Annotated in this window: 19 protein-coding genes; 9 read left to right on the top strand and 10 right to left on the bottom strand. The window is 75.2% G+C overall.

The annotated features are described in order from the left end of the window. Nucleotides 1-131: 131 nt before the first annotated feature. Nucleotides 132-566, bottom strand: coding sequence for a hypothetical protein (locus AB0I60_RS20720; RefSeq protein WP_360732046.1), 435 nt, complete (start codon nucleotides 564-566; stop codon nucleotides 132-134). Between AB0I60_RS20720 and AB0I60_RS20715 the strand changes: the two genes are divergently transcribed. From AB0I60_RS20715 to AB0I60_RS20705, 3 genes are all read left to right on the top strand, one after another. Further along, on the top strand, nucleotides 547-1,362 hold the full coding sequence (locus AB0I60_RS20715; protein ID WP_360732044.1) for a proteophosphoglycan 5: 816 nt from the start codon (nucleotides 547-549) through the stop codon (nucleotides 1,360-1,362). The genes AB0I60_RS20720 and AB0I60_RS20715 overlap by 20 nt on opposite strands. A 250-nt stretch (nucleotides 1,363-1,612) precedes the next feature. After that, the gene (locus AB0I60_RS20710) at nucleotides 1,613-1,978 is read left to right on the top strand and encodes a helix-turn-helix domain-containing protein (RefSeq protein WP_360732042.1); all 366 of its coding nucleotides are present in this window, start codon (nucleotides 1,613-1,615) and stop codon (nucleotides 1,976-1,978) included. A gap of 146 nt (nucleotides 1,979-2,124) precedes the next feature. Further along, nucleotides 2,125-2,730 (top strand): response regulator transcription factor, encoded by a 606-nt coding sequence (locus AB0I60_RS20705; protein WP_360732041.1) that lies wholly within the window; start codon nucleotides 2,125-2,127, stop codon nucleotides 2,728-2,730. Nucleotides 2,731-2,767: 37 nt separating this feature from the next. Here AB0I60_RS20705 and AB0I60_RS20700 read toward each other — a convergent pair whose 3' ends face one another. The 4 genes from AB0I60_RS20700 to AB0I60_RS20685 form a co-directional block, all read right to left on the bottom strand. Continuing rightward, nucleotides 2,768-5,011 (bottom strand): histidine kinase, encoded by a 2,244-nt coding sequence (locus AB0I60_RS20700; protein ID WP_360732039.1) that lies wholly within the window; start codon nucleotides 5,009-5,011, stop codon nucleotides 2,768-2,770. Nucleotides 5,012-5,124: 113 nt separating this feature from the next. After that, nucleotides 5,125-6,612, bottom strand: coding sequence for a SagB family peptide dehydrogenase (locus tag AB0I60_RS20695; RefSeq protein ID WP_360732037.1), 1,488 nt, complete (start codon nucleotides 6,610-6,612; stop codon nucleotides 5,125-5,127). Nucleotides 6,613-6,630: 18 nt separating this feature from the next. Then, complete coding sequence (locus AB0I60_RS20690; RefSeq protein WP_360732036.1) at nucleotides 6,631-8,850, bottom strand: TOMM precursor leader peptide-binding protein; 2,220 nt, start codon at nucleotides 8,848-8,850, stop codon at nucleotides 6,631-6,633. Beyond that, entirely contained in the window at nucleotides 8,847-9,014 is a 168-nt protein-coding gene (locus tag AB0I60_RS20685) for a hypothetical protein (protein ID WP_360732034.1), read from the bottom strand. Before AB0I60_RS20685 ends, AB0I60_RS20690 begins: the two co-directional genes overlap by 4 nt. 256 nt (nucleotides 9,015-9,270) lie before the next feature. Here AB0I60_RS20685 and AB0I60_RS20680 point away from each other — a divergent pair, with 256 nt between their 5' ends. Next, nucleotides 9,271-9,744, top strand: a complete 474-nt coding sequence (locus AB0I60_RS20680) for an SRPBCC domain-containing protein (protein ID WP_360732032.1) — start codon at nucleotides 9,271-9,273, stop codon at nucleotides 9,742-9,744. 6 nt (nucleotides 9,745-9,750) lie between these two features. On the opposite strand, the gene AB0I60_RS20675 is transcribed toward AB0I60_RS20680, so the two are convergent. Next, nucleotides 9,751-10,719 (bottom strand): LysR family transcriptional regulator, encoded by a 969-nt coding sequence (locus tag AB0I60_RS20675; protein ID WP_360732031.1) that lies wholly within the window; start codon nucleotides 10,717-10,719, stop codon nucleotides 9,751-9,753. Nucleotides 10,720-10,834: 115 nt separating this feature from the next. Between AB0I60_RS20675 and mdlC the strand changes: the two genes are divergently transcribed. The 3 genes from mdlC to AB0I60_RS20660 all read left to right on the top strand — a co-directional run bounded on the left by mdlC (nucleotide 10,835) and on the right by AB0I60_RS20660 (nucleotide 14,706). After that, nucleotides 10,835-12,403, top strand: a complete 1,569-nt coding sequence (mdlC, locus tag AB0I60_RS20670) for a benzoylformate decarboxylase (protein ID WP_360732029.1) — start codon at nucleotides 10,835-10,837, stop codon at nucleotides 12,401-12,403. 36 nt (nucleotides 12,404-12,439) lie between these two features. Beyond that, nucleotides 12,440-13,642 carry an aromatic acid/H+ symport family MFS transporter gene (locus tag AB0I60_RS20665; RefSeq protein ID WP_360732028.1) on the top strand — a complete coding sequence of 401 codons (1,203 nt, stop codon included), beginning with the start codon at nucleotides 12,440-12,442 and terminating at the stop codon, nucleotides 13,640-13,642. Between the two features lie 179 nt (nucleotides 13,643-13,821). After that, nucleotides 13,822-14,706: a M28 family peptidase gene (locus AB0I60_RS20660; protein WP_360732027.1), complete on the top strand. Its 885-nt coding sequence runs from the start codon at nucleotides 13,822-13,824 to the stop codon at nucleotides 14,704-14,706. Nucleotides 14,707-14,845: 139 nt separating this feature from the next. Here the strand turns inward: AB0I60_RS20660 and AB0I60_RS20655 are convergent, their stop codons facing one another. After that, a complete protein-coding gene (locus tag AB0I60_RS20655; protein WP_360732025.1) occupies nucleotides 14,846-14,971 on the bottom strand; it encodes a hypothetical protein in 126 nt (41 codons plus the stop codon). A 274-nt stretch (nucleotides 14,972-15,245) separates the two neighbouring features. Between AB0I60_RS20655 and AB0I60_RS20650 the strand changes: the two genes are divergently transcribed. Next, nucleotides 15,246-15,494 (top strand): hypothetical protein, encoded by a 249-nt coding sequence (locus AB0I60_RS20650; RefSeq protein WP_360732024.1) that lies wholly within the window; start codon nucleotides 15,246-15,248, stop codon nucleotides 15,492-15,494. A gap of 537 nt (nucleotides 15,495-16,031) precedes the next feature. Here AB0I60_RS20650 and AB0I60_RS20645 read toward each other — a convergent pair. Together AB0I60_RS20645 and AB0I60_RS20640 are read right to left on the bottom strand one after the other, a co-directional pair. Then, nucleotides 16,032-17,279 (bottom strand): M1 family metallopeptidase, encoded by a 1,248-nt coding sequence (locus AB0I60_RS20645; protein WP_360732322.1) that lies wholly within the window; start codon nucleotides 17,277-17,279, stop codon nucleotides 16,032-16,034. Then, a complete protein-coding gene (locus AB0I60_RS20640; protein WP_360732320.1) occupies nucleotides 17,276-21,067 on the bottom strand; it encodes a Pls/PosA family non-ribosomal peptide synthetase in 3,792 nt (1,263 codons plus the stop codon). Before AB0I60_RS20640 ends, AB0I60_RS20645 begins: the two co-directional genes overlap by 4 nt. Nucleotides 21,068-21,330: 263 nt before the next feature. Between AB0I60_RS20640 and AB0I60_RS20635 the strand changes: the two genes are divergently transcribed. Next, nucleotides 21,331-22,206 (top strand): LLM class flavin-dependent oxidoreductase, encoded by an 876-nt coding sequence (locus AB0I60_RS20635; protein ID WP_360732023.1) that lies wholly within the window; start codon nucleotides 21,331-21,333, stop codon nucleotides 22,204-22,206. 104 nt (nucleotides 22,207-22,310) lie between these two features. On the opposite strand, the gene AB0I60_RS20630 is transcribed toward AB0I60_RS20635, so the two are convergent. After that, nucleotides 22,311-23,549: an MFS transporter gene (locus tag AB0I60_RS20630; protein ID WP_360732022.1), complete on the bottom strand. Its 1,239-nt coding sequence runs from the start codon at nucleotides 23,547-23,549 to the stop codon at nucleotides 22,311-22,313. Nucleotides 23,550-23,687 lie beyond the last annotated feature (138 nt).

Genomic DNA, 23,687 nt, shown 5'->3' with positions numbered 1-23,687 from the left:
CAGCCCGAAATTCTGCGGCTCCACGGACTTCCGGAGGGCTGCCCACGGGTCCGTTCGGACCTGCTTGTGGGCCGTGCGGCCGAGTTCGTGCGGCGCCGTGGGCGGTGGACGGGTGCGTGGTCGGGTGGCGGTCAGCGGAGTTCGGCGGCGGTGAGCAGGCGGAGCTGGGCGGCCGGCCGGGTGTCCGGGTCGGGCGCGGCGGCGAGGGCGTCGAGGTGGTGCGCCGCCGTGGTCAGCCCCGTCCGGCGCAGGGCGGTGGCCGCGTCGGCCAGCCGGGTGCGGGTGCTGTCCGGCAGGTGGTCCACGCCCCGGTGCGCGGCTTCGGCGGTCGCGGCCGGCGCGTCGACCACCTCCGCGTCCAGCCGCTGCGCGCCGGGGTCGTAGCCGATCCGCCGGACCTCGCCGATCCGGACCACCCGCACCGCCTCCGCCTCGACCCTCGGCCGGACCAGCGCCGGCGGCAGCTCGCGCAGCGCGCGGGAGACCCGCTCCAGGTCGTCGACCAGCACGGTCGCGGGCAGCGACGCCCAGGACCGGCCGACCGGGGTGATCGACGTCCGCGACACCCGGCCGGACGTCAGCCGCACCACCCGGCTCGCGCTGCGCGCCGCCGACTCCGACACCACGCTGGACGCCGCCGGCGCGCCCGGCGTCGACCCGGCCAGCCGGACTACCCGCTGCCCGTCGAGGTCTGAACCACCCGTCTACGCTTGGCCGGCGGGTCGGACGGGGTTGAGGAGGAACGTGGTGGCGCTGGTCGAGGTGGAACTGCCCGAACCCCGGCGGATGCGGGGGCGGTGGGCGGCGTTCGCCGCGGTGTGCGCGGCGCGCGGGTGGGGCGACACCTGCCACGCCGACGGGCCGGTCTGGCACTACGACGACGGCGGCGGCAACTGGGCCGACCTGCACCTGATCGGGGAGCGCGCGGTGCTGCTCGGCCACGACCACGAGTACTCCGAGACCTACTACGCGACCTCCGCCCAGTACTTCGAGGAACCCGAGACCGACCTGCTGGCGGGCGCGCCGGACTGGTGGGCGGGCCCGGTCCGCCCGACCCTGGCCCAGGGCTCGTGGGTCGGCTTCGTGTACGGGTTCGAGGACGGCGCGTGGCGGCGTGCCGCGTACGACCTGGACGACGGCTTCGACTCGCTCAACCTGCCCGCCGCCGACGACCTGCGCTGCCGCGAGCTGATCGTGGAGTTCACCCGTGACGCGCCGGACGGCGTGGCGGACCCGGCGGCGGTCGCCGCCCTCGTCGCGGCCGACGCCGACGTCACCGAGGAGCAGGTCGCGGCGGTCGTGGGCCGGAGCTGGGACGTGGCGGCGGGCACGGCGGCGGCCCGGGGCTTCCTGGCCCGCTGACCCCCGCTCGCGCACCCCGACCGGTGTCCACAGTGGACTTCCCGGATGGCGCTGGACCGGATCGTCGGCAACTGCGGCACGACGCCGGGAAGCCCGCGAAAAGTACCAGTTCGCCCGAGAGCGTTGACTGTCCGCTCGCGGTCGCCGGTTCGTACCTTCGGGAGCACCGAGACCGAAGGAGTTCCCTCATGCCAAGCAGATCTGTGGACGAATCCCCGGCGGGCGGTTCCGCGCGTTGCGTCCGCGCGTCATGAGCGGCCCCGTGTTGTTGCACCGCGTCAAGGCGTTCATCGACGCCCACCTGTCGGACCCGGAGTTGAGCCCGGTGCAGGTCGCGGCGGCCAACCACGTGTCCACCCGCCAGCTCCACCGGTTGTTCGAGGGCGAGGGCACGACGGTGGCGCGGTGGATCCGCGACCGGCGGCTGGAGCGCTGCCGGCGCGACCTGATCGCCGACTGCGCCGGGGTCGGCGTGGTGGGCGCGCGCTGGGGGATGCCGGACTCCTCCTACTTCAGCAGGGTCTTCCGCCAGGCGTACGGCTGCCCGCCCCGGGAGTACCGGCGCGCGGCCGGCGTCGGCCGCCGGCCCGCCGCAGCCACCCGGTCGAGCGACTGACGGCCCGCCGCCGTCACCCGATCGACTGGTTGCGCCGGGATGGTGCTGCTCACGGGCCCGTGCGCGGTCCAGGGGTCCGTTCAGCGCACAGGCGCGGATTCGAGGGGTGGTACAACGAAAGGACAGCGTCGCCCGAAAGGTCACCCGTGATCCGCATCCTGCTCGCCGAGGACATGCACATGGTCCGGGGCGCACTCGTCGCCCTGCTCAACCTCGAAACCGACATCGAGGTCGTGGCCGAGGTCGCCTCGGGTGACGCCATCCTGCCCGCCGCGCAGGAGCACCGGGTGGACGTGGCGGTGATCGACATCGACCTGCCCGGCAAGGACGGCCTGACCGCCGCCGAGGAGATCCACGAGCACCTGCCCGAGTGCCGCACGCTCATCCTGACCAGCCTCAACCGCCCCGGCACGCTGCGCCGCGCGCTGGCCGCCAAGGTCAGCGGGTTCATCCTCAAGGACGCGCCCGCCGACCGGCTGGCCAACGCGGTGCGCGGGGTCGCGGAGGGCCGCCGGGTGGTGGACGCCGAACTCGCGCTCTCCGCGTGGGACACCGCCGACTGCCCGCTGACCAGCCGCGAGATCGAGGTGCTGCGGATGGCGGCGGCGGGCGCGAACCCGACCGAGATCGCCGCCCGGCTCTACCTGTCGGCCGGCACCGTGCGCAACTACCTCACCACGATCGTCACCAAGTTCCAGGCGCGCAACCGGGTGGACGCGATCCGCATCGCCAAGGAGTCCGGCTGGCTGTAGCCGGGCCGGCTCGCGGCCTGTCGAGTCCAACCCGGGGTCACCAGCGCGGCCGGCGGACGTCCGCGATCACGGCGGTCAGGCGGGTCCGGCCGGCCGCCAGCGGTCGCACCACCAGGTCCGCGCCCAGCTCCGCCAGCCGGTCGCGCAGGCCGGGGCCGGCGTCCAGGCCGTCGTGCCGGTCGGTGACCGCGACGACGGCGCCCGCGTCCCGGTGCTCCACGCCGACCTGGCACCGGTAGCCCACGTCCTCCGGCAGCCGCGCCGCCCGGTGGTGCACGATCGCCGCCAGCACCCCGCGCACCGGCAGCGGCAGCTCGCCCAGGTCCCGCTCCACGCCGGCCACGACCTCGGTGGCGGCCAGCGACGCCAACGCCGACTGGACCTCCTCCACCGGGAACTCGCGGTAGCCGCGCGCCACCGACCGGACGTCGGCCAGCGCCCGCCGGGCCAGCTCCAGCACGGTCGCCAGCTCGTGCTCCGCGCGCTCCGGGTCCGGCCCGACCAGCCGGCGGACCAGCTCGCTCTTCATGGTGATCGCGGACAGGCTCAGGCCCAGCAGGTCGTGCAGGTCGCGGGCGAACCGCAGCCGCTCCTCGGTGAGCACCAGGCCGACCAGCCCGTCCCGCGTCCGCCGCACCTCGGCAGCCACCCGCGACAGCGTGCCCAGCCCGAACACCACCAGGCCGCCGACGAACGCGGCCACGACGTTGAACACCACGTCCAGGTGGTCGTGGGCGTAGACCTCCTGCACCACGCCCACGCTCACCACCACGCCCGCGAACGCCGTCCACGCCGCCCACGGCCGCAGCACCAGCAGCGCCGACCCGGCCAGGAAGCCCGGCAGGCTCACCCACGCCGCGCCGAGCACCGGCAGCGGCAGGTACACCAGCGCCGCCTGCACGAGCAGGACGGCCCGGCCCAGCCGGGGCCGGGCACGCGGGTCGGTCCGGGTGAAGCACACCAACTGCACGGCGAGCAGGCCCGCCGCGCCGCCGATGCCGACGGCCAGCAGCAGCGGGTCCCCGGTCAGGTAGAGCAGGTGCACGACGGCGGCGGCGAAGTACCCGACCAGCACCAGCGCGGTGACCACCGCCGACACGCCCGCCTCGGTCGGGCCGGCGGTCCGCCGCTCCGGCTCGTCGGCGCGACCCGCCCGGACGGGCACCTGCGCGGACAGCCGGAACCGGCCCGGCCCGTCCGGCCCGGCGCGCAGCCCGCCGCCGAGCGCGCCCACCCGGTGCGCCAGGTTGTCGATGCCGCTGCCGGCGCGGTCGGCGGGCACGTCGGCGGGCCGGTCGGGGACGCCGTCGTTGACCACGTCGAGCCACGCCCGGCCGTCGCGGACGGACACCGACACCGAGCACCGCTCGACCCTGCTGTGCCGCAGCACGTTGGTCACCGCCTCGCGCAGCACGGTGGCGAGCACCGACCGCACCCCCTCGGGCAGCCCGTCGTCGGCGCGGTCCAGCCGCACCGCCACGTTCGCCGCCCGCAGCACCGCGCACGCGTTGTCGCACTCCTGCTCCAGCGACAGCGCCGCGTACCCGCCCGCGACCGACCGCACGTCGCCCAGCGCGCGCCGCGCCACGCCCAGCACCTCGTCCACCTCCTGCCCGGCCCGGTCCGGATCGACCCGCAGCAGGCGCAGCGCCAGCTCGGTCTTGAACGCGATCGCGGACAAGCTCAGCCCCAGCAGGTCGTGCAGGTCGCGGGCGAACCGCAGCCGCTCCTGCGCCACCACCGCGCCGGCCAGCTCCGCGCGGGTCGAGGCGAGCTGGCCGATCAGCCGGGACAGCCGGGTGATGCCGTAGACCGACAGCGCGAACACCATGACGCCCAGCGGCGTGTAGACCACGTCCAGCAGGTTGTCGCTGAGCCGGCCCTGCACGACGGTGACCGCGCCGAGCCCCGCCGCGAACGCCGCCCAGCCCGCCGCCGACGGCCACACCAGCAGCAGGCTGCCGAGGAAGAAGCTGGGCATCCCGATCCACGCCTGGGCGAACACCGGCAGCGGCGCGAACGACAGCACCGCCTGCGCCGCCAGCGCCAGCAGGGCCGGCGTCGAGCGCAGGTCCCGGTCGTGCCGGCCGAAGCAGCCGAGCTGCACCGCCAGCAGCGACACCAGGCAGCCCACCGCCAGCGCGAGCTGCGCCGGCGTAGGTCCGGTGAGCAGCACCTGGAGGGGCCCGACGACGCCGTAGCCGAGGAACACCGCCGACACCACCGCCACGGCCAGCCAGGGCGCGAGCCGCACGCCCCGACCGACCCTGATGGCCCGCACCCGGCCTCCGTCCCCCGGCCCGCCGGTCGGTGAGCAACGCTGATCCGCCCGTCCCGGGGCGAGGGCACATCGTATCCGGCAGCCGACCGCCCGCTGCGGCTCGTCCTGCGAGGTCAAACGCCGTGACGGCCATCCGGAGCAGCCGCCGCCGGGTACCCCACCGCGCACTCGCCGACCGCCGTCTCCGCCCGCCAGTCCAGGCCCAGCACGCGGTCGGCCACGTCACCGGGCCCGAACGGCGGCACCAGCGGGCCCAGGCCCATCGCGCGCGCGGTCAGGTGCAGCAGTTGTTGCAGGGCGCCGACGTGGGTCAGCGCCATCGCGTACCCGGTGTCCCGGTAGACCCACGACGACCGGTCGGTGCGCAGCGTGACCGTGATCAGCACCGGCGGCCGGTCGTCCGCGCCCACCGCGACCCGCGTGCCGTCCAGCAGCTCGCCCAGGCCCTCGTCGTCGGCGTCGAGCGCGGTGAGGGCGTGGCCGGCCGGGTCGTAGTGGTAGAGGCCGCGCGCCAGGCCGTCGCAGCGGTCCACGCACAGGTACAGCTCCAGCTCGTACAGGCCGAGCCAGTCGACGTGCGGCCGGTCGCCTACCTCGTGCGCCGGGACGCCGTCCACCAGGGCGCGGGTGGTGCGCCGGACGCGGGCCGTGCGGTAGAGCAGCTCGCCCAGCTCCGCGCACGACGGCGCGCGCACGCCCGGCGGGCCCGCGCCGCGCTCCGCCTCGACGACCGCCACCAGCGGCGGGTCGGTGGCGGCCCGCGCCGCCAGGTCCGGGCGCGGCAGCGGCACGGCGCGGCCGGGCCGGGGCGGGCGCAGCGCGGGCGGCGGCGGGGTGCGGCCGGCGAGCGGGTAGACCGCGCCGGACGGGCCGTCGCCCCGCCCGTGCCGGGTCGCGGTGTGGAAGTGCAGGTCGTGGCCGGTCCACCGGGCCAGCACCGGGTCGTGGTCCTCGGCGAAGCCCGTCCGCCCGGCCGGCGGGTCGCGGTCGCCGCGCAGCACCACCCCGGCCGCCACCAGGTAGGCCACCAGGTCGGTGACCACCGGCCTGGTCACCCGCAGCGCGGTCGCCAGGTCGACCACGGTCGTGGCGGCGCTCAGCGCGGTGGCCACGCGCACCGCCAGGTGCCGGTGCAGCCGCACCCGGTAGGGGGCCAGCGGCGACTCCACCAGCAGTTCGCCCCCGCACGGGCGCAGCACCGCGAACCGGGACAGCCGCACCCGGTCGCGCGGCTGGAGCAGCGGCAGCACGAACCGGGCGCGCGCGCCGACCGGTGCCGCCGACAGCAGCGGCCGGCCGTCCTGCCCGGCGGCCGAGTGCACCACCACGTCGCAGAGCCGGTCGAGCACCGAGGCGAACAGCGCCCACTCCGGCTCGCCGCCCAGGTGCCGGGGTCGGAGCACGTTGTCCGGCGAGACCGGGCCCAGCACCATCCGGCGCAGCGCCTCGCCGACCGCTCGGTCGACGGCCACCCCGGTCTCGCCCCGGTCGGACACCGCGACGGCCGTGCCCCGCTCGGAGTCCAGCTCCAGCAGCACGTCCTCCTGGAACGACCACAGCCGCACCAGCGACAGGACCCCGTCACCCCACCTCTTCGGCACGTCACGCCCCCGCGACCGTCAGAGGAACACCGGGACCGGGTTGAGCCGGTCGTAGGGCGTGGGGCGCTCCACCCGGCCGAGCGCCACCGGCACGTCGAACAGCCGGCCGGGCGCGAACCGCGCCCAGAAGTGCCGCAGGCCCGGCGCGAGCACCTTCACCACCGGCACGCCCACGTCCGGCCGCGTCTGGTCCAGCACCAGCACCTCCACCCCGGCGGCCTCGACCCGCCCGCGCACCAGCGCGACGTCGGCCGACAGGTCCTGCTCCGGCGCGGGCGGGAAGTCGCCCGGACGGCGCGCGACCGCCTCCGGCGCGGGGCGCAGGTGCGGCAGGGCGGCGGCGGTCGCGGTCCGCCACCACAGCGCCAGGTCCGGGTCGTCGGCGGTCGGGTCGGCGTCGGCCAGCACGGCGGGCATCATCTGGTTCAGCTCGGCCACCGCGCGGCGCAGCGCGGTCCGCGCGTCCAGGTGCGCACCCAGGCCGAGCACCACCCGGCCCCCGGTGTCCGCGCGGGCCGACAGCGCCGCGAACACCGGCACGCCGAGGTCCGACGTCACGTCGAGCACCCACACGCACCGCCCCAGCGCGGCGTGCCGGGCACGCGACTCGTCCACCCACGGGTCGGCGAACGCGTCGAGGTCCAGCCCGGCCACGCGCAGCCGGTTGTACCACCAGATGGCCACCGCGTCCCGCTCGACCAGCTCGCACAAGCCCTGCAGCACCGCGTCTTCGAGGCTGCCGCCCGCCGCGTTGCCGTTGGAGTCGGCGCGCAGGCTCGCACCCTCCGGCCCGGTGGGCACGCCGAAGTAGAGCATCGCGGTCGGCACCAGCCGGTGCCGGCCCGAGGTCAGCGACCACACCGGGGTCCAGTCCAGCTCGACGTCCGGGTCGAACGGCGCGACCACGTGCTGGAACGGCGCGTGCGCGGCGTTCCAGCGGTCCCGGTCGGCGAACTGGCGCGGGTCGTGCAGCAGCAGCTCCTGCGGGTGCAGGGCGACCTCGCCCAGGCCGCGCAACGTGCCCCGGACGCGCTCCTCGTCGCCGTGGAACAGCGCCGAGTGCCGTTCGGCCGCCTCGCACAGCGCGCCCGCCTCGGCGTGCAGCGGGGTCACGCCCTTGCCGCCGTTGTGCGCGCGCAGCGCGGAGCGCAGGCCGTCCAGGTCGGTGACCGAGGCGGCCACGTTGGGGCCGGAGCGGTAGCAGTTGAAGAACTCCGGGCCGTCCGGCACGACCTGCTTCACGATCCCGGTGACCGGGCCGACCAGGTGGCCGTGCCGCGCCAGCACCTCGCCGGGCGACAGCGCGCGGTCGCCGCCGGGCGCCTTCCCGCACGGCCGCAGCCGCACCGGCCGCCACGCCCGCTCGCGCACCAGGCCCGGCGTGCCGCAGGACGGGCACTGCGGGTCGGGGCGCAGCTCGTGGTGCTCGGTGCGCAGGGTCAGGCTGTCCATCGTCCACACCGCGCGCTGCCCGTCGTGGCGGTGGCCGGCCAGCCACTGGGCGACCTGGAGCGCGGCGACGTTGACCGATGCGGCCACCAGCGGCGGCAGCGAGCACGGCGGCGTGGGCGCGGGACCGGTGCGGCCCAACGCGTCCTGGGCGCACGCCTCGGCCCTGCGGTGCCGCCACAGCCGGGCGGCCAGGCAGTGCCAGCAGCCGGGGCCGTCGGACGGGAACACCGGGCCCACCCACACCGTCGCGCCGACCGGCTTGACCGGCAGCCACGGCGTGCCGCTCGCCCGGTGCTCCGCGTCCACGCGCGCCAGCGCCGGGTCCAGGTAGTCCGCGCACAGCACCGCCGTCAGCGCCGCCGGGCCGTCCGGCACGACGTCGAAACCGCTGCCGCGCAACGCCTCGGCGGTCGGGGCCGGGTCGAGCCCGCCGAGCGCGACGACCCGCACCCGGCCCGGCGCGGCCGGCCGGTCGACGCCGGCGGCGTCCCAGTAGGCGGTCGCCGGGAGGTCCGCACCAGGGGCGTGCGCCGTCAACAGGCCCTCGTCGCTGAGCCGCAGCAGCGCGGCGGCCACGCCCGAGGCGTCGCCCGGCACGGCGGCCAGCACGTCGCCCAGGTCGCGCCGGCCGTCCAGCAGCGCGGCCAGCGCGGGGGCGTGCGGTCCCTCCAGGACGGTGACGTCGTGCTCCGAGAACAGGTACGCCCGCCCCGGCCCGGCCGCCTCCGCCCGCAGGTGGCGCTTGAACCCGAGGTACCGGCGCGGACCCCCGGCGACCGGCGTCACCGGGGGGCGGGCGCGGCGCTGCTGGCGCAGACCGTCGGTCGCAGCGCGGCGTCCGCGCGGTCGGAGCGGTGGTCGTAGGTGTCGATGCGCAACACCGAAGCGTCGCCGGGGCCGACGCCGAGTTCGGCGAGCCTGATCAGGAGCTGTCTGCTGGTGTGGTTCACGGTGCACCTCCGGGGTCGAAGACCTGTTGCGGGGACTGCGTCGCGGTGCAGTGTTCTGCCCGCCGCCACCGGCCAACCAGTGTGCCGAGCACGGCCACTACGTGTTCTTTTCACGACGGTTCGCGTGGCCGGCGCACTGTCGCCCCGCCGGTGGGTTCTGGGACCGTGGACCGACCGGTCCACGCGCGGGCGCGGGGCGCGGTCGAGCAGCCGCCGGCCGGGGGAACACCGCGTGCCGGATGGGGGAGGACGGACGATGAGCAGTGCCGAGGCAGCGGTCCGCGTCGGGGAGGCCGCCGTGCGCGTGCCGGAGATCCTGCACTCGACCCTGGTCCGCGCCGCACCGGCGGTGGTGTTCGAGTTGGTCAGCAGCGGCGCGGCGTGGGACCGGTGGTTCACCGACGGTTCCTCGTTCGACCCCGAGGTCGGCAGCCCGGTGCACCTGGTGTGGAAGGGCTGGACCGACGACGGCTCGGACGTGACCGACGAGGGCGAGGTCGTGGCCTGCGAACCGGGGGAGAGGTTCGCGTTCACCTGGGGGGCGCCGCCGTCGCTGGTCACCTTCACCACCACGCCGCACGGGGACGGCACGTGGTTGCAGGTGGTGGAGACCGGCCTGCCGCAGACCGAGACGGGCCTGCGCCGCTTCGCCGAGTGCTCCACCGGCTGGGGCGAGGCGCTCACCCTGGTGCGCTGCTACGCCGAGCACGGCATCCGCCTGTCCACTTAGGACGTTCTATCCGCCGTCCGGCGGTTGCGGGCGGCCGGGTGGCGGGCCGGCGGGTCGGGCTTCGGGGTCGTCGGTCAGCGCGCGGGCCATGAAGTCGACCAGCCAGGACTGCGCCGGGCTGCGGGCGTGGGCGTGGCGGGCGTAGATCGAGACCAGGGCCGGTTCGATGTCGAACGGCAGCTCCAGCAGGCGGACCCGGTGCGCGGCGGCGAACGCCCGCGCGACCAGCCGGGGCACCATCGCCACCAGGTCGTCGTCCTGCACCAGGTACGGCAGCGACGTGAACCTGGTCGTCTCCACCACCACCCGGTCGTGCAGCCCGTGGGCCTCCAGCGCCCGGCGCGGCCCCTCGTGCCCGGTCGGCCCGTACACCGTGAGGTGCCGCTCCCCGGCCAGCTCCGCCACCGTCGCCCGCTCGCCGCGCAGGCGCGGGTGCGACTGCGCGACCATCGCCACGTACCCCTCCGCGAACAGCGGCACCCGGGCCACCCGGGGCGTGCTGAACAGCGGTGACGCGATGAACGCGTCGACCTCGCCGCGACCGACCAGGTCCGGCGCGTTGACCACGTCCAGCGGCCGGACGGTGAACGTCACGCCCGGCGCCCGCGCGCGCAGCGCGGCGACCAGCCGGGGGAGCAGCGCCACCTCGCCCAGGTCGGACAGCGCGAGCGTGAACGTGGCGTGCGCGGTCGCCGGGTCGAACGGCCACGCGCCGCTCACCGCCTCCTCGATGCTCGCCAACGCCCCGTGCAGCGGCTCGTAGAGCGATCGCGCCGTGGCCGTCGGCACCAGCCCGCCCTTCGCGCGGCGGAATAGCTCGTCGCTGAACCGGCGGCGCAGCTTCTGGAGGCTGTAGCTGATCGTCGGCTGGGTCACGTGCAGCGCCTCGGCCGTCGCGGTGACGCTGCGCGTCTCGTAGAGCAGCACGAACGTGCGCACCAGGTTCAGGTCGAAGTCCCGCACTATCGATCCCATCGATGTCACCGTCGCCGAACATTTATTGGAACACAGTCCATCGGTGTTCCTATGGTCTGGGACACCCGTCCGGGACACCCGGGGCTCACCAGACCCCTGACCGAGGAGGACCCCCGTGCCGACCGTCCGCCGCATCGTCCACGAGTTCCTCGAACGTCGCGGTCTCACCACCATCTTCGGCAACCCCGGCTCGAACGAGCTGCCGTTCCTGGCCGACCTGCCCGACTCGTTCCGCTACGTGCTGGGCCTGCACGAGGGCGCCGTCGTCGGCATGGCCGACGGCTACGCGCAGGCCACCGGCCGCCCGGTGCTGGTCAACCTGCACGCGGCGGCCGGGTCCGGCAACGCCATGGGCGCGCTGACCAACGCCGTCTACTCGCGCTCGCCGCTGGTGCTCACGGCGGGCCAGCAGGTCCGGTCGGCCATCGGCCTGGAGGCGATGCTGGCCAACGTCGACGCGCCGCAGCTCATGCGCCCGCTGGTCGCCTGGTCCGGCGAGCCCGCCACCGCCGGCGACGTGCCGCGCTCGGTCGCCCAGGCGGTGTTCGAGGCGGAGCTGCACCGCCGGCCCACCTACCTGTCCGTGCCCTACGACGACTGGGGCCGCGAGCTGGACGACAGCGCGGCGGTCACCCTCGACCGGACCGTGCGGCGCGGCACCCACCCCTCGGACCACCAGCTCGCAGACCTGGTCGCGCGGTTCGAGGCCGCGCGCAACCCGGCGCTCGTGCTGGGCGGCGAGATCGACGCGGCCGGCCTGTTCGACCGGGTGGTGGCGCTGGCCGAGCACCGGTCGCTGCCGACCTGGGTCGCGCCGTCGCCCTACCGGCTGCCGTTCCCCAACCGGCACGAGCTGTTCCGGGGCGTGCTGCCCGCCGGCATCGCCGCCGTGTCCGACGCGCTGGCCGGCCACGACCTGGTCCTGGTGCTGGGCGCCCCGGTGTTCCGCTACCACCAGCACGTGCCGGGCCCCTACCTGCCGCCGGGCAGCCGGCTGGTCCAGGTCACCGACGACCCGGGCGCGGCGGCCCGCGCACCGATGGGGGAGGCGCTGGTCGCCGACCCCGGCGTGGTCGTCGAGGCGCTGCTCGCGCGGACCTCCGCCAAGCCGACCGCCCGCTCGTTCCGGCCCGACCCCGAACCCGCCACCGCGCCGAGCGCGCTGCACCCGGAGCAGGTGTTCGCGGCGCTGCGCGACACCCAGCCGGAGGACACCGCGTACGTGGTGGAGTCGACCTCCACCAACTCCGCCTGGTGGCGGCAGATGGACCTGCGCCGGGGCGGCTCGTACTACTTCCCGGCCTCCGGCGGGCTCGGGTTCGGCCTGCCCGCCGCCGTCGGCGTGGCGATGGGCCGCCCGGACCGGCCGGTGGTGGCGGTCGTCGGCGACGGCTCCGCGAACTACGGCATCACCGCGCTGTGGACCGCCGCGCACTACGGCGTGCCGGTCAAGTTCGTCATCCTGCGCAACGGGACCTACGGCGCGCTGCGCTGGTTCGGGCAGCTGCTGGGCACGCCGGACGTGCCCGGCACGGAAATCCCCGGTCTGGACTTCACCCGGATCGCCGAGGGCTACGGCGTCCCCGCCACCGCCGTCACCGGCGTGGAGGAGCTGCGGGCCCAGCTCAAGGTCCCCGGCCTGCGGCTGATCCAGGTCGACACGTTCCCCACCTCCCCGGAGTGACCGGCTGACCCGTCAGCCGGCGGAAGGAGCTCGGCGATGCCCACGTCTGGAACCCGCTCGACCTGGACGGCGGTGCTGTGCTGGCTGACCGTCCTGCTGGAGGGCTACGACCTGGTGGCCTTCGCGGCCACCATCCCGACCCTGCTGAAGTCCGGTCACCTGGGCTTCACGCCGGCCGGGGCGACGCTCGTGGCCACCCTGTCGCTGGTCGGTGTCGCGTTCGGCGCGGCCGGGCTGAGCCCGCTCACCGACCGGTTCGGCCGCCGCAGGCTGCTGATCGGCTCGGTCCTGTTGTTCTCGCTGTTCACGCTCGTGATCCCGCTGTCGCCGAGCGTGTGGGTGTTCGCGGCCCTGCGGTTCGTCGCGGGGCTCGGCCTGGGCGCTTGCATGCCGATCGCGCTGACCGTTATGGCGGAGAACCTGCCGGCCCGCCGCCGGGCCAGCGCGAGCACGATGACGATGACCGGATACCACGTCGGAGCGGTGCTGATGTCGGTGCTGGCGCTGTCCGCCGGCGACGACTGGCACCTGCTGTTCTACGGCGGCGGGGTCGCGGGCCTGCTCGTGGTGCCGCTGATGTGGTGGCGGCTGCCGGAGTCCAGCGCGTTCCTGGCCGCCCGGGAGCGGTCCGCGCGGATGTCGCCGCGCGACCTGCTCGGCCCGCGCTACCGGCGGACCAGCGTGGCGGTGTGGGTCGGGTCGTTCATGGGGCTGCTGCTGGTCTACGGGCTCAACACCTGGCTGCCGCAGCTCATGCGCGGCGCCGGCTACCCGATCTCCACGGCGCTCACCCTGCTGCTGGTGCTCAACGTGGGCGCGGTGCTCGGCCTGCTCGCGGCGGGCCTGATCGCCGACCGGTACGGCGTGAAGCCGGTCGCGGTGATCTGGTTCGGCGCGTCGGCGGTGCTGCTGGCGGCGCTGAGCCTGCGGGTGGGCGACGCGCTGCTGCTCAACGTGGTGGTGCTGCTGACGGGCGTGTTCGTGTTCTCCGCGCAGGTGCTGATCTACGGGTACGTGGCGCAGGCGTTCCCGGCCGAGGCCCGGGGCACCGCGCTGGGCTTCACCTCGGCGGTGGGCCGGATCGGCTCGATCGTCGGCCCGTTCATCACCGGTGCGCTGGTCACGGCAGGTGTCGCGGACCCGTGGGGGTTCTGGTTCTTCGCGGTGGTCGCGGTGCTCGGGCTGGGGGCGGTGCTCCTGCTGGCCCGCAACCCCGCACTGCGTTCCGTCACCACCTGAGCGGTCCGCCGACCGGGCCCGCGCCGTCCACGGGGGCGGCGCGGGCCCGCCCGACGATCGGACGGGCCTGTCCGGATGTCCGTATTGCGCCGCACGCACGTTTCGGGCTCGTGCGGGGAGCCGGTAGCGTGCGGAGACGCCGCCGCATAGCGCGAACTCCTCCCTGTTTAGGAGCGCACATGCGAATAGCGAAGATCCTCGGGTCGGCCGCCGCCCTCGCGGCGCTGGTCGGAGCGGGGCTCGCAGCACCGTCCTCGGCCGCGCCGGCGACCCTGGCCGCGCCGCCCGCCATCCCGGCCGACGCCGTGCAGGTCCACCTCCAGCAGTTCCAGTCCATCGCTACCGCCAACGGCGGCAACCGGGCGCACGGCCGGCCCGGCTACCGGGCGTCGGCGGACTACGTGAAGGGCAAGCTGGACGCGGCCGGCTTCACGACCACCCTGCAGCAGTTCACCCACGGCGGGGCCACCGGCTGGAACGTCATCGCCGAGTGGCCGCAGGGCGACGCCAACCAGGTCGTCTTCCTCGGCGCCCACCTCGACTCGGTCACCGCCGGGCCCGGCCTCAACGACAACGCGTCCGGGTCGGCCGCCGTGCTGGAGACCGCGCTCACCCTGGCCCGCACCAAGCCCACCCTGCAGAAGCGGATGCGGTTCGGCTGGTGGGGAGCGGAGGAGCTCGGGCTCATCGGCTCGAAGTACTACGCCTCGCGGCTGCCCGCCGCCGAGCGCAGCAAGATCAAGACCTACCTGAACTTCGACATGGTCGGCGCGAAGAACACCACCACGTGGGGCGTCTACACCGACAACGCCGGGCTGCGCCAGCAGTTCGAGACCTACTTCCGGGGCAAGAGCATCCCGACCCGGGGGGTGAACATCGCCGGGCGCAGCGACCACGCGTCGTTCGCCCAGATCGGCGTCCCGGTCTCGGGCATCACCAGCGGCAACGACCCGTGCTACCACTCGCGGTGCGACACGATCACCAACGTCACCGCGAGCGTCGTGGCGACCGGTGCCAGTGCCGCCGCGCACCTCGGCTGGACCCTCGCCGGGGCCACCCGCTGACCCGGGTGGGCGGCGGCCGACCACCGGCCGCCGCCCACCGTGGACGGTGCCCGCGCCGGCCGGGCACCGCCCACCAGGGGTGTCGCACCGCCGGCGTCGCGCGAGCCCGGCCCGCGCGGGGAGCGTCAAGCCGTGATCATCAGGCCGTGATCGTCGGGCTGGAGAAGGTGCCGTTCCACGCCGACCGGTACGAGCCGGAACCACCCGTGTAGTTGAAGACGCACGAGTCACCCGGGTAGATCTGGCCTGCCCAGCTCTCCTTCACCTCCGAGTTGTTCTTCTGCGTGGGGACCCACTCCGGCTGCTCGTCGAATGACCGGAGAACTGATGTGTTGACGACACACCGCCATTCGCCGTGATGCCGGGAATCGCCGCCGCGCGCCGATGATCCGGGAACTCCGCGTCGAGTTCCCCGAACGGACGGAGGTCTGGCCGGCCGGTGGACCGGTACCGGTGAGGCTGATCCAGTGGTCCGGACGGAGTGCGGACAAACTCCGGGCAGCCGATGCCCGGTGCCGCACGGCGTAGAAGATGGTTTTGTGACTCGTGAGGTCGTCCGTCCCGGATCAGCACAGGACGCGGCGGAGTTCGTCGCGCTGCTGCGCGCGCTCAAACGGAGTTCAGGCCGCACCTTGCGTCAATTGGAAGAACAGGCCGTGGAGCAGGGTGCCGCACTACCCCGCAGCACCACCGCCGACATGGTGCGTCGTGGCACGCTTCCCCGGCCGGAACTGCCGGCGGTGTTCGTGCGCGCCTGCGGCCACGGGCGAACCTGGGGGAGTGGTTGAGCGCCCGCGAACGCCTGGCCGTGGGCAGCACCTCGACCAGGTGCCACCACCCCCGACAGCCGAGCCCGACCCGACGTCCGCCGCACCACGACGGCGCGGGCGGGTGGGCCCGGATCCGCCCGGCGGGCGCACCGGACCTGTGCCTGGCCGAAGGCCGCGAGCACACCGGGCACTACGGCTCCGCCATCGCGGTCCTGCGCCCCTGCGCCCAGAAAGGGGTTGCCCAGGGTGCTCCTGCAACCCGTCGGCGCCGAACTGGCCACGACCAAGTGGGAACGCCCCGTCTACGAGCGGCCACCCGCACGTCACCTCCCTTGACGAGCTGCCGGCCTGCGGGCCCGGTGGAGGTGGTGGCCGACGCGGTGGGCCGCGCCAGTCCGAACGCTGCCACGGCCACTGTCAGAGCGGCCGGGAACTTCAGGGGCGGCGGTGCGCCACCGGGGCCGGCCCACCCGCCTCCGGCCGGAGGTTCCCGCCGTGCGCCCAAGCCGCACGAGGCCGACACCCTCGGCAGACCCGGAGCGGCGCGGCGCGGGTTCAGGGCAGGCGGGGTTGGCTCAGCCACGCGTCGAAGAACGGCTGGAGCGGCGCGACGCTGTGCCACTGCGCCAGCGCCACGAAGTCCGCCGTCGTCGCCGTGGCGTGCCGGTGGTCGCGGGTCCAGTCCCGCAGCACGGTGAAGAACGCCTGGTCGCCCAACCGCTCGCGCAACGCGTGCAGGGTCAGCGCACCGCGCTTGTACACCCGGTCGTCGAACATGTCGGCCACGCCCGGGTCGCCGATCCGCAGGTCCTGCGGCAGCCGGGCCAGCCGGGCGCGGGTCCGCTCGGCGTGCACCGCCGCCGGCACGCCCCCGGAGTGCTCCGACCACAGCCACTCGGCGTAGCAGGCGAAGCCCTCGTTGAGCCAGATGTCGCGCCACTCCGCCAGCCCGACGCTGTTGCCGAACCACTGGTGCGCCAGCTCGTGCGCCACGAGCCGCTCGAAACCGCGCCGGCCGTCGACGTGGTTCGCGCCGAACACCGACAGGCCCTGCGCCTCGACCGGGACCTCCAGCTCGTCGTCGGTCACCACGACGTGGTACTCCCGGAACGGGTAGGGCCCGAACAGCTCCTCGAACAGCGCGATCATCTGCGGCTGGCGGCCGAAGTCGTGCGCCGCCGCCCGTCGCAGCCGGGCGGGCACCAGCACGTCCTGGCCCAGCGCGAGGGGCAGCCGCTCGTACTGGCCGATCTGCACCGAGGCCAGGTACGCCGCCATCGGTTCGGCCTGCTCGTACACCCGCGTCGTGGTGCTGCCGCCCGTCCGGCTGTCGACCAGCACGCCGTTGGCCACCGCCGTGTACGGCGACGCGGTGGTCACCGAGATCCGGTACGTGGCCTTGTCGCCCACCAGGTCGTTGCACGGGAACCACGACGGCGCCCCGATGGGCTGGCCGGCCACCAGCGCGCCGTCGGTGAGCTGCTCCCAGCCCAGGTCGCCCCAGTGCCGGGTGCGGATCGGCTGCGGCAGGCCCGAGTACCGCACCTCGACCACGCTGCGGCCCCGCCCCCGGTGCCGCAGCCGCAGCTTGCCGTTGCTGTGCGTGTAGCGCGTCGGCTTGCCGTCCACCAGGACCTTGCCGATGGTGAACCGGCCGAGGTCCAGCGCGATCGGGCCCTCGGCGTGCACCCACAGCCGGGCGCGCGCAGCCAGCCGCCCGGTGAGCGGCTTGTAGTCCAGTTCGAGGTCGTAGTGCTCGACCCGGCACGCGGGGTCCCCGTGCTGCGGGAGGTAGGCCGTCATCGCCACGCGGAGATCGGGTTGCCCAACCACCGGCTGCCCGCCGGGACCTCCTCGCCGCGCATCACCAGCGAGGCGGGCCCCACGGTCGTGTGCGCGCCGACCGTCGCGCCGGGCAGCACGATGCCGTGCGGTCCGAGCGTCGAGCCCGCCGCCAGCGTCACCTGGTCCATGCGCAGGATCCGGTCGTGGAACAGGTGCGTCTGCACCACGCAGCCCCGGTTCACCGTCGCGCCGTCGCCCAGCCGGACGAGGTCGGCCTCGGGGAACCAGTACGACTCGACCCAGGTGCCCCGGCCGATCCGCGCGCCGAGGGTGCGCAGCCACGTCCTCATCAGCGGCGAGCCGCCCGCCGAGCCGACCAGCCACGGCACGGCCAGCACCTCCACGAAGGTGTCCGCCAGCTCGTTGCGCCACACGAACGCGCTCCACAGCGGGTACTCCCGCTGCCGGAACCGCCCGATCAGCGCCCACTTCGCCACCAGCGCCACCGCGCACGCCACCAGGCCGGCCGCCAGCAGCACCACGCCGGCCAGCAGCGGCGCGAACGCGCCCAGCTCGCGCAGCGCGAACAGCACCAGCACGACCAGCGCCACGTGGCACATCACCGGCACGACCCGGCACAGCTCCACCAGCGCCCGCGCGACGACCAGCCGCCGGGGCGGGTCGAACGTGCGGCTCTGGTCGCCGTCCGCGACGGCGCGCGGCAGCTTCATCGGCGGCATCCCGAGGTACGAGCTGCCCGCCTTGGCGCGCTTGGGCGCGGCCGACAGCACGCCCACCAGGCCCCGGTTGGGCACCTCGCGGCCGGGCGCGGTCATCCCCGAGTTGCCCAGGAACGCCCGCTTGCCGACCCGCGCGGAGGCGATCCGCAGCCAGCCGCCGCCCAGCTCGTAGGAGGCGACCATGGTGTCGTCGGCGAGGAACGCGCCGTCGCCGATCCGGGTCATCTTCGGCAGCGCGAGCACGGTCGAGGCTTCCACGCCCCGCCCGACCCGCATCCCGAGCAGCCGCAGCCAGACCGGCGTGAACAGGCTGGCGTAGAGCGGGAACAGCGCCACCCGCGCCATGTTCATCAGCCGCTCGGTGGTCCACGCCTGCCAGGCGACCCGGCTGTGCACCGGGTACGCGCCCGCCCGCAGCCCGATCCCGAGCAGCCGCACGGACACCAGCACGAGCAGCGCGTACGCGCCCAGCCACGCCACGGTGGCGAGCGGCACCGCGAGCAGCGCCGCGCCCACCGTCAGCTCCGCGCCCGCGAACGGGCCGCGCGCCACCAGCAGCAGCGCGGGCAGCGCCGCCACGGCGGGCAGCAGACCCAGCGCGAACGTCGACGCGCCGTACACGTTCTTCCACCACAGCGAGCGCGGCGGGCGCGGGCCGGGCCGCGACGCCTTGCCGGTGCGCTGCGCGGGCACGCCCGACCACCGCTGGCCGGTCGGCACCGAGCCGGTCACGCCGGAACCGGGCGCGACCTCGGCCCGCTTGGCGACCCGCGCGCCGGGGAACAGCGTGCTGCGCGCGCCGACCGTGGCACCCGCGCCGACCCGGATGCGGCCGATGCGCACCCGGTCGCCGTCCACCCAGGTGCCGGACAGGTCCACCTCGGGCTCGATCGCGCTGCCCCGGCCCAGCTTGAGCATCCCGGTGACCGGGGGCAGCGAGTGCAGGTCGACGTCGGGGCCGACCTTGGCGCCCAGCGCGCGGGCGTAGTGGGTGATCCACGATCCGGCGAGGTTGGTCGCGCCGCTGTGCTCGGCGAGCTTCTCGGCCGCCCACAGCCGCAGGTGCACGTTCCCGCCGCGCGGGTAGGTGCCCGGTTTGACGCCGCGCAGCAGCAGGCGCGCGCCGCCCGCCGCGACGGCGACCTTGCCGGGCGGGCTGACGAACAGCAGCCACCCGGCCCCGACCAGCCACCACGACACCGACACCAGGCCCAGCACGTTGCCGATCGCGGCGAGCGCGACCGTCCACCGCAGACCGGCGACGGTCATCAGCGGCACGGTGAGCAGCGCCTGCACCAGGGTCGCCCGGCGCGGGGTCGGCGCGACCTCGCGGACCGGCGCGTCGTGCGCGGCCAGCTCGTCCAACCGCGACGCGAACGCCCGCAGCGTCGGGTGCTGGTAGACGTCGCTGACCGACACCCCGGCGAACTTGGTGCGCACCAACGACATCAGCTGCGCGGCGGCGAGGCTGCCGCCGCCGCTGGCGAAGAAGTCGGCGTCGGGGCTGGAGACCCGCGAGCCCAGGACGCCGGCCCACTGCTCGGCCAGCCACGCCTCGGTCCCCTGGAGGTGCGACTCCGCCTCGGTGTCGAGCGCGGGCAGCGGCCACGGCAGGGCGTTGCGGTCGACCTTGCCGGAGGTGCGGGTGGGCAGCGTGTCCACCACCGCGACCAGCGGCACCAGCGCGGCGGGCAGCGCGGCCCGCAGCCGGGACACCGCGTCGGCGTGGTCGAAGCCGTCGCCGGCCACCAGGTAGCCGACCAGGACCTGGTTGCCGCCCTTGGTGGTGCGCACGGCCGCCGCCGCGCCGGCCACGCCGGGCAGGGCCTGGAGCGCCGCGTCGACCTCGCCCAGCTCGATGCGCCGGCCGCCCAGCTTGACCTGCTCGTCGGCGCGGCCCAGGAACAGCAGGCCCTCGGGCTCGGCCTTGACCAGGTCGCCGCTGCGGTAGGCGCGGGCCCAGCCCAGCGCGGGCAGCGGCGCGAACTTCTCGGCGTCCTTGACCGGGTCCAGGTAGCGGGCCAGGCCGACGCCGCCGATCACCAGCTCGCCGGTGCCGCCCATCGGCACGACCCGGCCGTCGCCGTCGACCACGGCCAGCTCCCAGCCGTCCAGCGGCAGGCCGATGCGCACCGGGCCGACGCCGGTCAGCGGCGCCCCGCAGGCGACGACCGTGGCCTCGGTGGGCCCGTAGGTGTTCCACACCTCGCGGCCCTCGACCGCCAGCCGCTCGGCCAGCTCCGGCGGGCACGCCTCGCCGCCGAAGATCAGCAGCCGCACGTCGTCCAGCGCCTCCACCGGCCACAGCGCGGCCAGCGTCGGCACCGTGGACACGACGGTGATCTCCTGCTCCACCAGCCACGGCCCGAGGTCCATGCCGGTGCGCACCAGCGCGCGCGGCGCGGCCACCAGGCACGCGCCGTTGCGCCACGCCAGCCACATCTCCTCGCAGGAGGCGTCGAACGCGACGGACAGGCCCGCCAGGACCCGGTCGTCCGGGCCGATCGGGTCGTCCACGAGGAACAGGCGCGCTTCGGCGTCCACGAACGCGGCGGCGGAGCGGTGCGACACCGCGACGCCCTTGGGCTTGCCGGTGGAGCCGGAGGTGAAGATGATCCAGGCGTCGTCGTCCAGGCCGGGTTCGCCGACCATGCCCAGCGGGGCGGACCTCGGCACGATCGCGCGGCCGGCGGTCAGCACGGCGCAGGCGTCCGCCTCGGTGAACACCAGTTCGGCGCGCTCGTCCGGGTCCTCGGCGTCGACCGGCACGTAGGCCGCGCCGGCGGCGAGCACGGCGAGGATCGACACGTAGAGGTCGGCGGTGCCGGACGGCACGCGGACGCCGACCCGGTCGCCGACGCCGACGCCGAGGTCGGCCAGCTCCCGGCGGGTGGTGTCGACCTCGGCGAGGAGTTCGTTGTAGGTCAGCGAAGTCGTGCCGTCGTCGACCGCCGGCGCGTCGGGGTACTTGCGCGCGGTCTCGGTGAGCACGTCGAGCAGGGTGCGCTCCGGCGTGGCGGCGCGGGCGCGGAACAGCGCAGGGGCGAGGGTGTGGTCGTGGGCGATGGTCACCGGCGGGCACCGGCTGAGGGCAGACGCACTTTCGTCCTCCGCGGGGGTGGGGGAGCTGCTCCGCACCCGGTCGGTACCGGCCAGGCAGCCACGGCGACCGCGTGCCGCGAAATCGCCGATTTGCCACTCTACCTGGGGTTCCCGGGCGTGCCGCGTGATCGACACCCGAAGTGGGGGGACTCACAGACGGTAATCGCCTTGACTGACGAACACCGGCTCTGTTCGATCGAACAGGACGACTGATTGGAGTGGTGCGGGTGAAGGTCGGGATCACCATCCTCCCGGAGTACCGCTGGGCCGAGGCCCGGCCGCGCTGGCAAGCCTTGGAGCGCTACGGTTTCCACCACGCGTGGACCTTCGACCACGTGGGCTGGCGCACCCTCGTGGACGGTCCCTGGTACGCCTCGGTGCCCACGTTGGCGCTGGCAGCGGCGGCGACGACGCGGATCGAGCTGGGGATGCTGGTCGCCTCGCCCAACTTCCGCCACCCGGTGCCGTTCGCGCGCGAGCTGATCGCGCTGGACGACGTGTCGGACGGGCGCTTCACGCTCGGCGTCGGCGCGGGCGGGATGCGGGGCTACGACACGGAGGTGTTCGGCGGGACCAACGCCGCCGCCAGCCCGGCCCGCCGTTACGCGGAGTTCGTGGAACTGCTGGATGCCCTGCTCACCCGGGACGATGTCACCTGGACGGGTGAGTACTACCGGGCATCCGGGGCGCGGAACCTGCCGGGGTGCGTGCAGCGGCCCCGCATCCCGTTCGTGCTGGCCGCCAACGGGCCCAAGGCGCTGCGCCTGGTCGCCCGGCACGGCCAGGGCTGGATCACCACCGGCACGTCGCAGGACTCGCTGGAGTCGTGGTGGGCCTCGGTGGCGGAGCTGTCCGCGCGGCTGGACGACGCGCTGGCGGAGTCCGGCCGGGACCGCGCGGGCGTGCGGCGGTTCCTCCAGACCGACGCCGCGCCGGTCTTCTCGCTGTCGAGCGTCGAGTGCTACCGCGATTTCCTGGGCCGCGCCGAGGAGTTGGGCTTCACCGACGTGGCCGCGCCGTGGCCCCGCGAGTCCGGTGTGTTCGCCGGGGACGAGGGCCTGCTCGACACGATCGCCGCCGAGGTGCTGCCCACCCTGGCGTGACGGGGAGGCGTCGACCCGTCACGCCGGGCACGGGTCGACGCCTCCGTTCTCGCGGAGTTCCCCCACCCGTCACCGGGAATTGCGCATCAGTCCACTGTAGACAGCTACGGTGGGCTGCCCGGTGCCGCCGCTGCGGTGGGGTCGCGCCGGGTCAGCCGCCGCACCTCGCGGCTGCACAGCGCCAGGCAGGTGGCCGCGACGAGCACCGCCGCGCCGGCCAGCAGCGTCGGCTCCACGCCGAACCGCGTGGCCAGCGGCCCGGCCGCGACCTCGCCGAGCGGCAGGGCGATGAACGACCCGAGCATGTCGTAGGAGTAGACCCGGGCGAGCTTCTGCTCGGCGACGTTCTCCTGCAACGACACGTCCCACGCCACGACGAACACCTCCGTCGAGGCGCCCACCAGGAACAGCGCCGCCACCAGCGGGACGACCAGCGGCAGTTCGGCCAGCACCACCAGTGGCACCGCCTCCAGCAGGATCGCCGCCACGCCGACCGCCAGCGCCCGGCGCGGTCGCCAGTGCGCCACCAGCACCCCGCCGACCAGCGCACCCAACGTCTGCGCGGCGATCGCGAACCCCCACGCGGTGCGCCCGACCGTCTGGTCGGCCACGGCCGGCCCCAGCACCAGCAGCGCGCCCGCCAGCACGGCGTTGACCACCATGAACTGGAGCACCACCACCCACACCCAGGTGTGCTCGGTGAACTCGCGCCACCCGTCGGCGAGGTCGCGCAGCACGCCCGCGCGCTCGGGCCGGGGCGCGCGGCCGACCCGCACCAGCCGGTAGGCGAAGACCGCCGCCAGGAACACCGCCGCGTCGACCACCATCGCCCAGCCGGGCCCCAACACGCCGACCAGCAGGCCGCCGACCGCCGCACCGGTGAACCGGCCGGTGTTCACGCCGATCCGGGCCAGCGCGTTGGCCTGGGCGAGCAGGTCCGGCGCCACGGTCTGCGGGGTCAGCGCGGCGGCGGCCGGCAGCGACACCGCCGCCGCCATCCCGTTCACCACGCTGAGCGCGACCAGCAGCGGCACGGACGCGAAGCCGCCCAGCACGGCCGCCGCCGTCACCGCCTCGGTGACCGCCGCGACCAGCGCCGTGCCCTGGAGGAGCACCGAGCGCGGCAGGCGGTCGGCGAGCATCCCGCCGAACAGCACCAGCACCACGACCGCCGCCGACCGCGCGCCCACCACCAGGCCGAGGTCGACCAGGCTGCCGGTCAGGTCCAGCACGGCGAACGCCAGCGCCACGGGCGCGATCGCGTTCGCCAGCTCGGCGCAGCCGCGCCCGGCCACCAGCCGTCGGAACGCCGGGGTGCGCAGCGGCGCGAGGACCGCGCTCATGCCGGACGGTCCGTTCCGGGTGGGCGCACGTCCCGGTCCTCCTCGCTCGGCCGGGCGAGGCGGTCGCGCACGACCGGTCGACCCCCCTCGTGGTCGCCGATCATTCTCCGAAGCCCGCCGGTCGTCGTCCAGGCAATA

The sequence above is a fragment of the Actinosynnema sp. NPDC050436 genome (assembly GCF_040655415.1).
GTDB lineage: Bacteria > Actinomycetota > Actinomycetes > Mycobacteriales > Pseudonocardiaceae > Actinosynnema.
This window is presented reverse-complemented; position numbering and strand designations above follow the sequence as displayed.

Excerpts from the sequence above, each read along its gene's own strand:
- AB0I60_RS20710 (WP_360732042.1), top strand. The coding sequence starts at position 1,613 with ATGAGCGGCCCCGTGTTGTTGCACCGCGTCAAGGCGTTCATCGACGCC.
- AB0I60_RS20630 (WP_360732022.1), bottom strand. The coding sequence starts at position 23,549 with ATGAGCGCGGTCCTCGCGCCGCTGCGCACCCCGGCGTTCCGACGGCTG.
- AB0I60_RS20645 (WP_360732322.1), bottom strand. The coding sequence starts at position 17,279 with ATGACGGCCTACCTCCCGCAGCACGGGGACCCCGCGTGCCGGGTCGAG.
- AB0I60_RS20680 (WP_360732032.1), top strand. The coding sequence starts at position 9,271 with ATGAGCAGTGCCGAGGCAGCGGTCCGCGTCGGGGAGGCCGCCGTGCGC.
- AB0I60_RS20675 (WP_360732031.1), bottom strand. The coding sequence starts at position 10,719 with ATGGGATCGATAGTGCGGGACTTCGACCTGAACCTGGTGCGCACGTTC.
- AB0I60_RS20665 (WP_360732028.1), top strand. The coding sequence starts at position 12,440 with ATGCCCACGTCTGGAACCCGCTCGACCTGGACGGCGGTGCTGTGCTGG.
- AB0I60_RS20660 (WP_360732027.1), top strand. The coding sequence starts at position 13,822 with ATGCGAATAGCGAAGATCCTCGGGTCGGCCGCCGCCCTCGCGGCGCTG.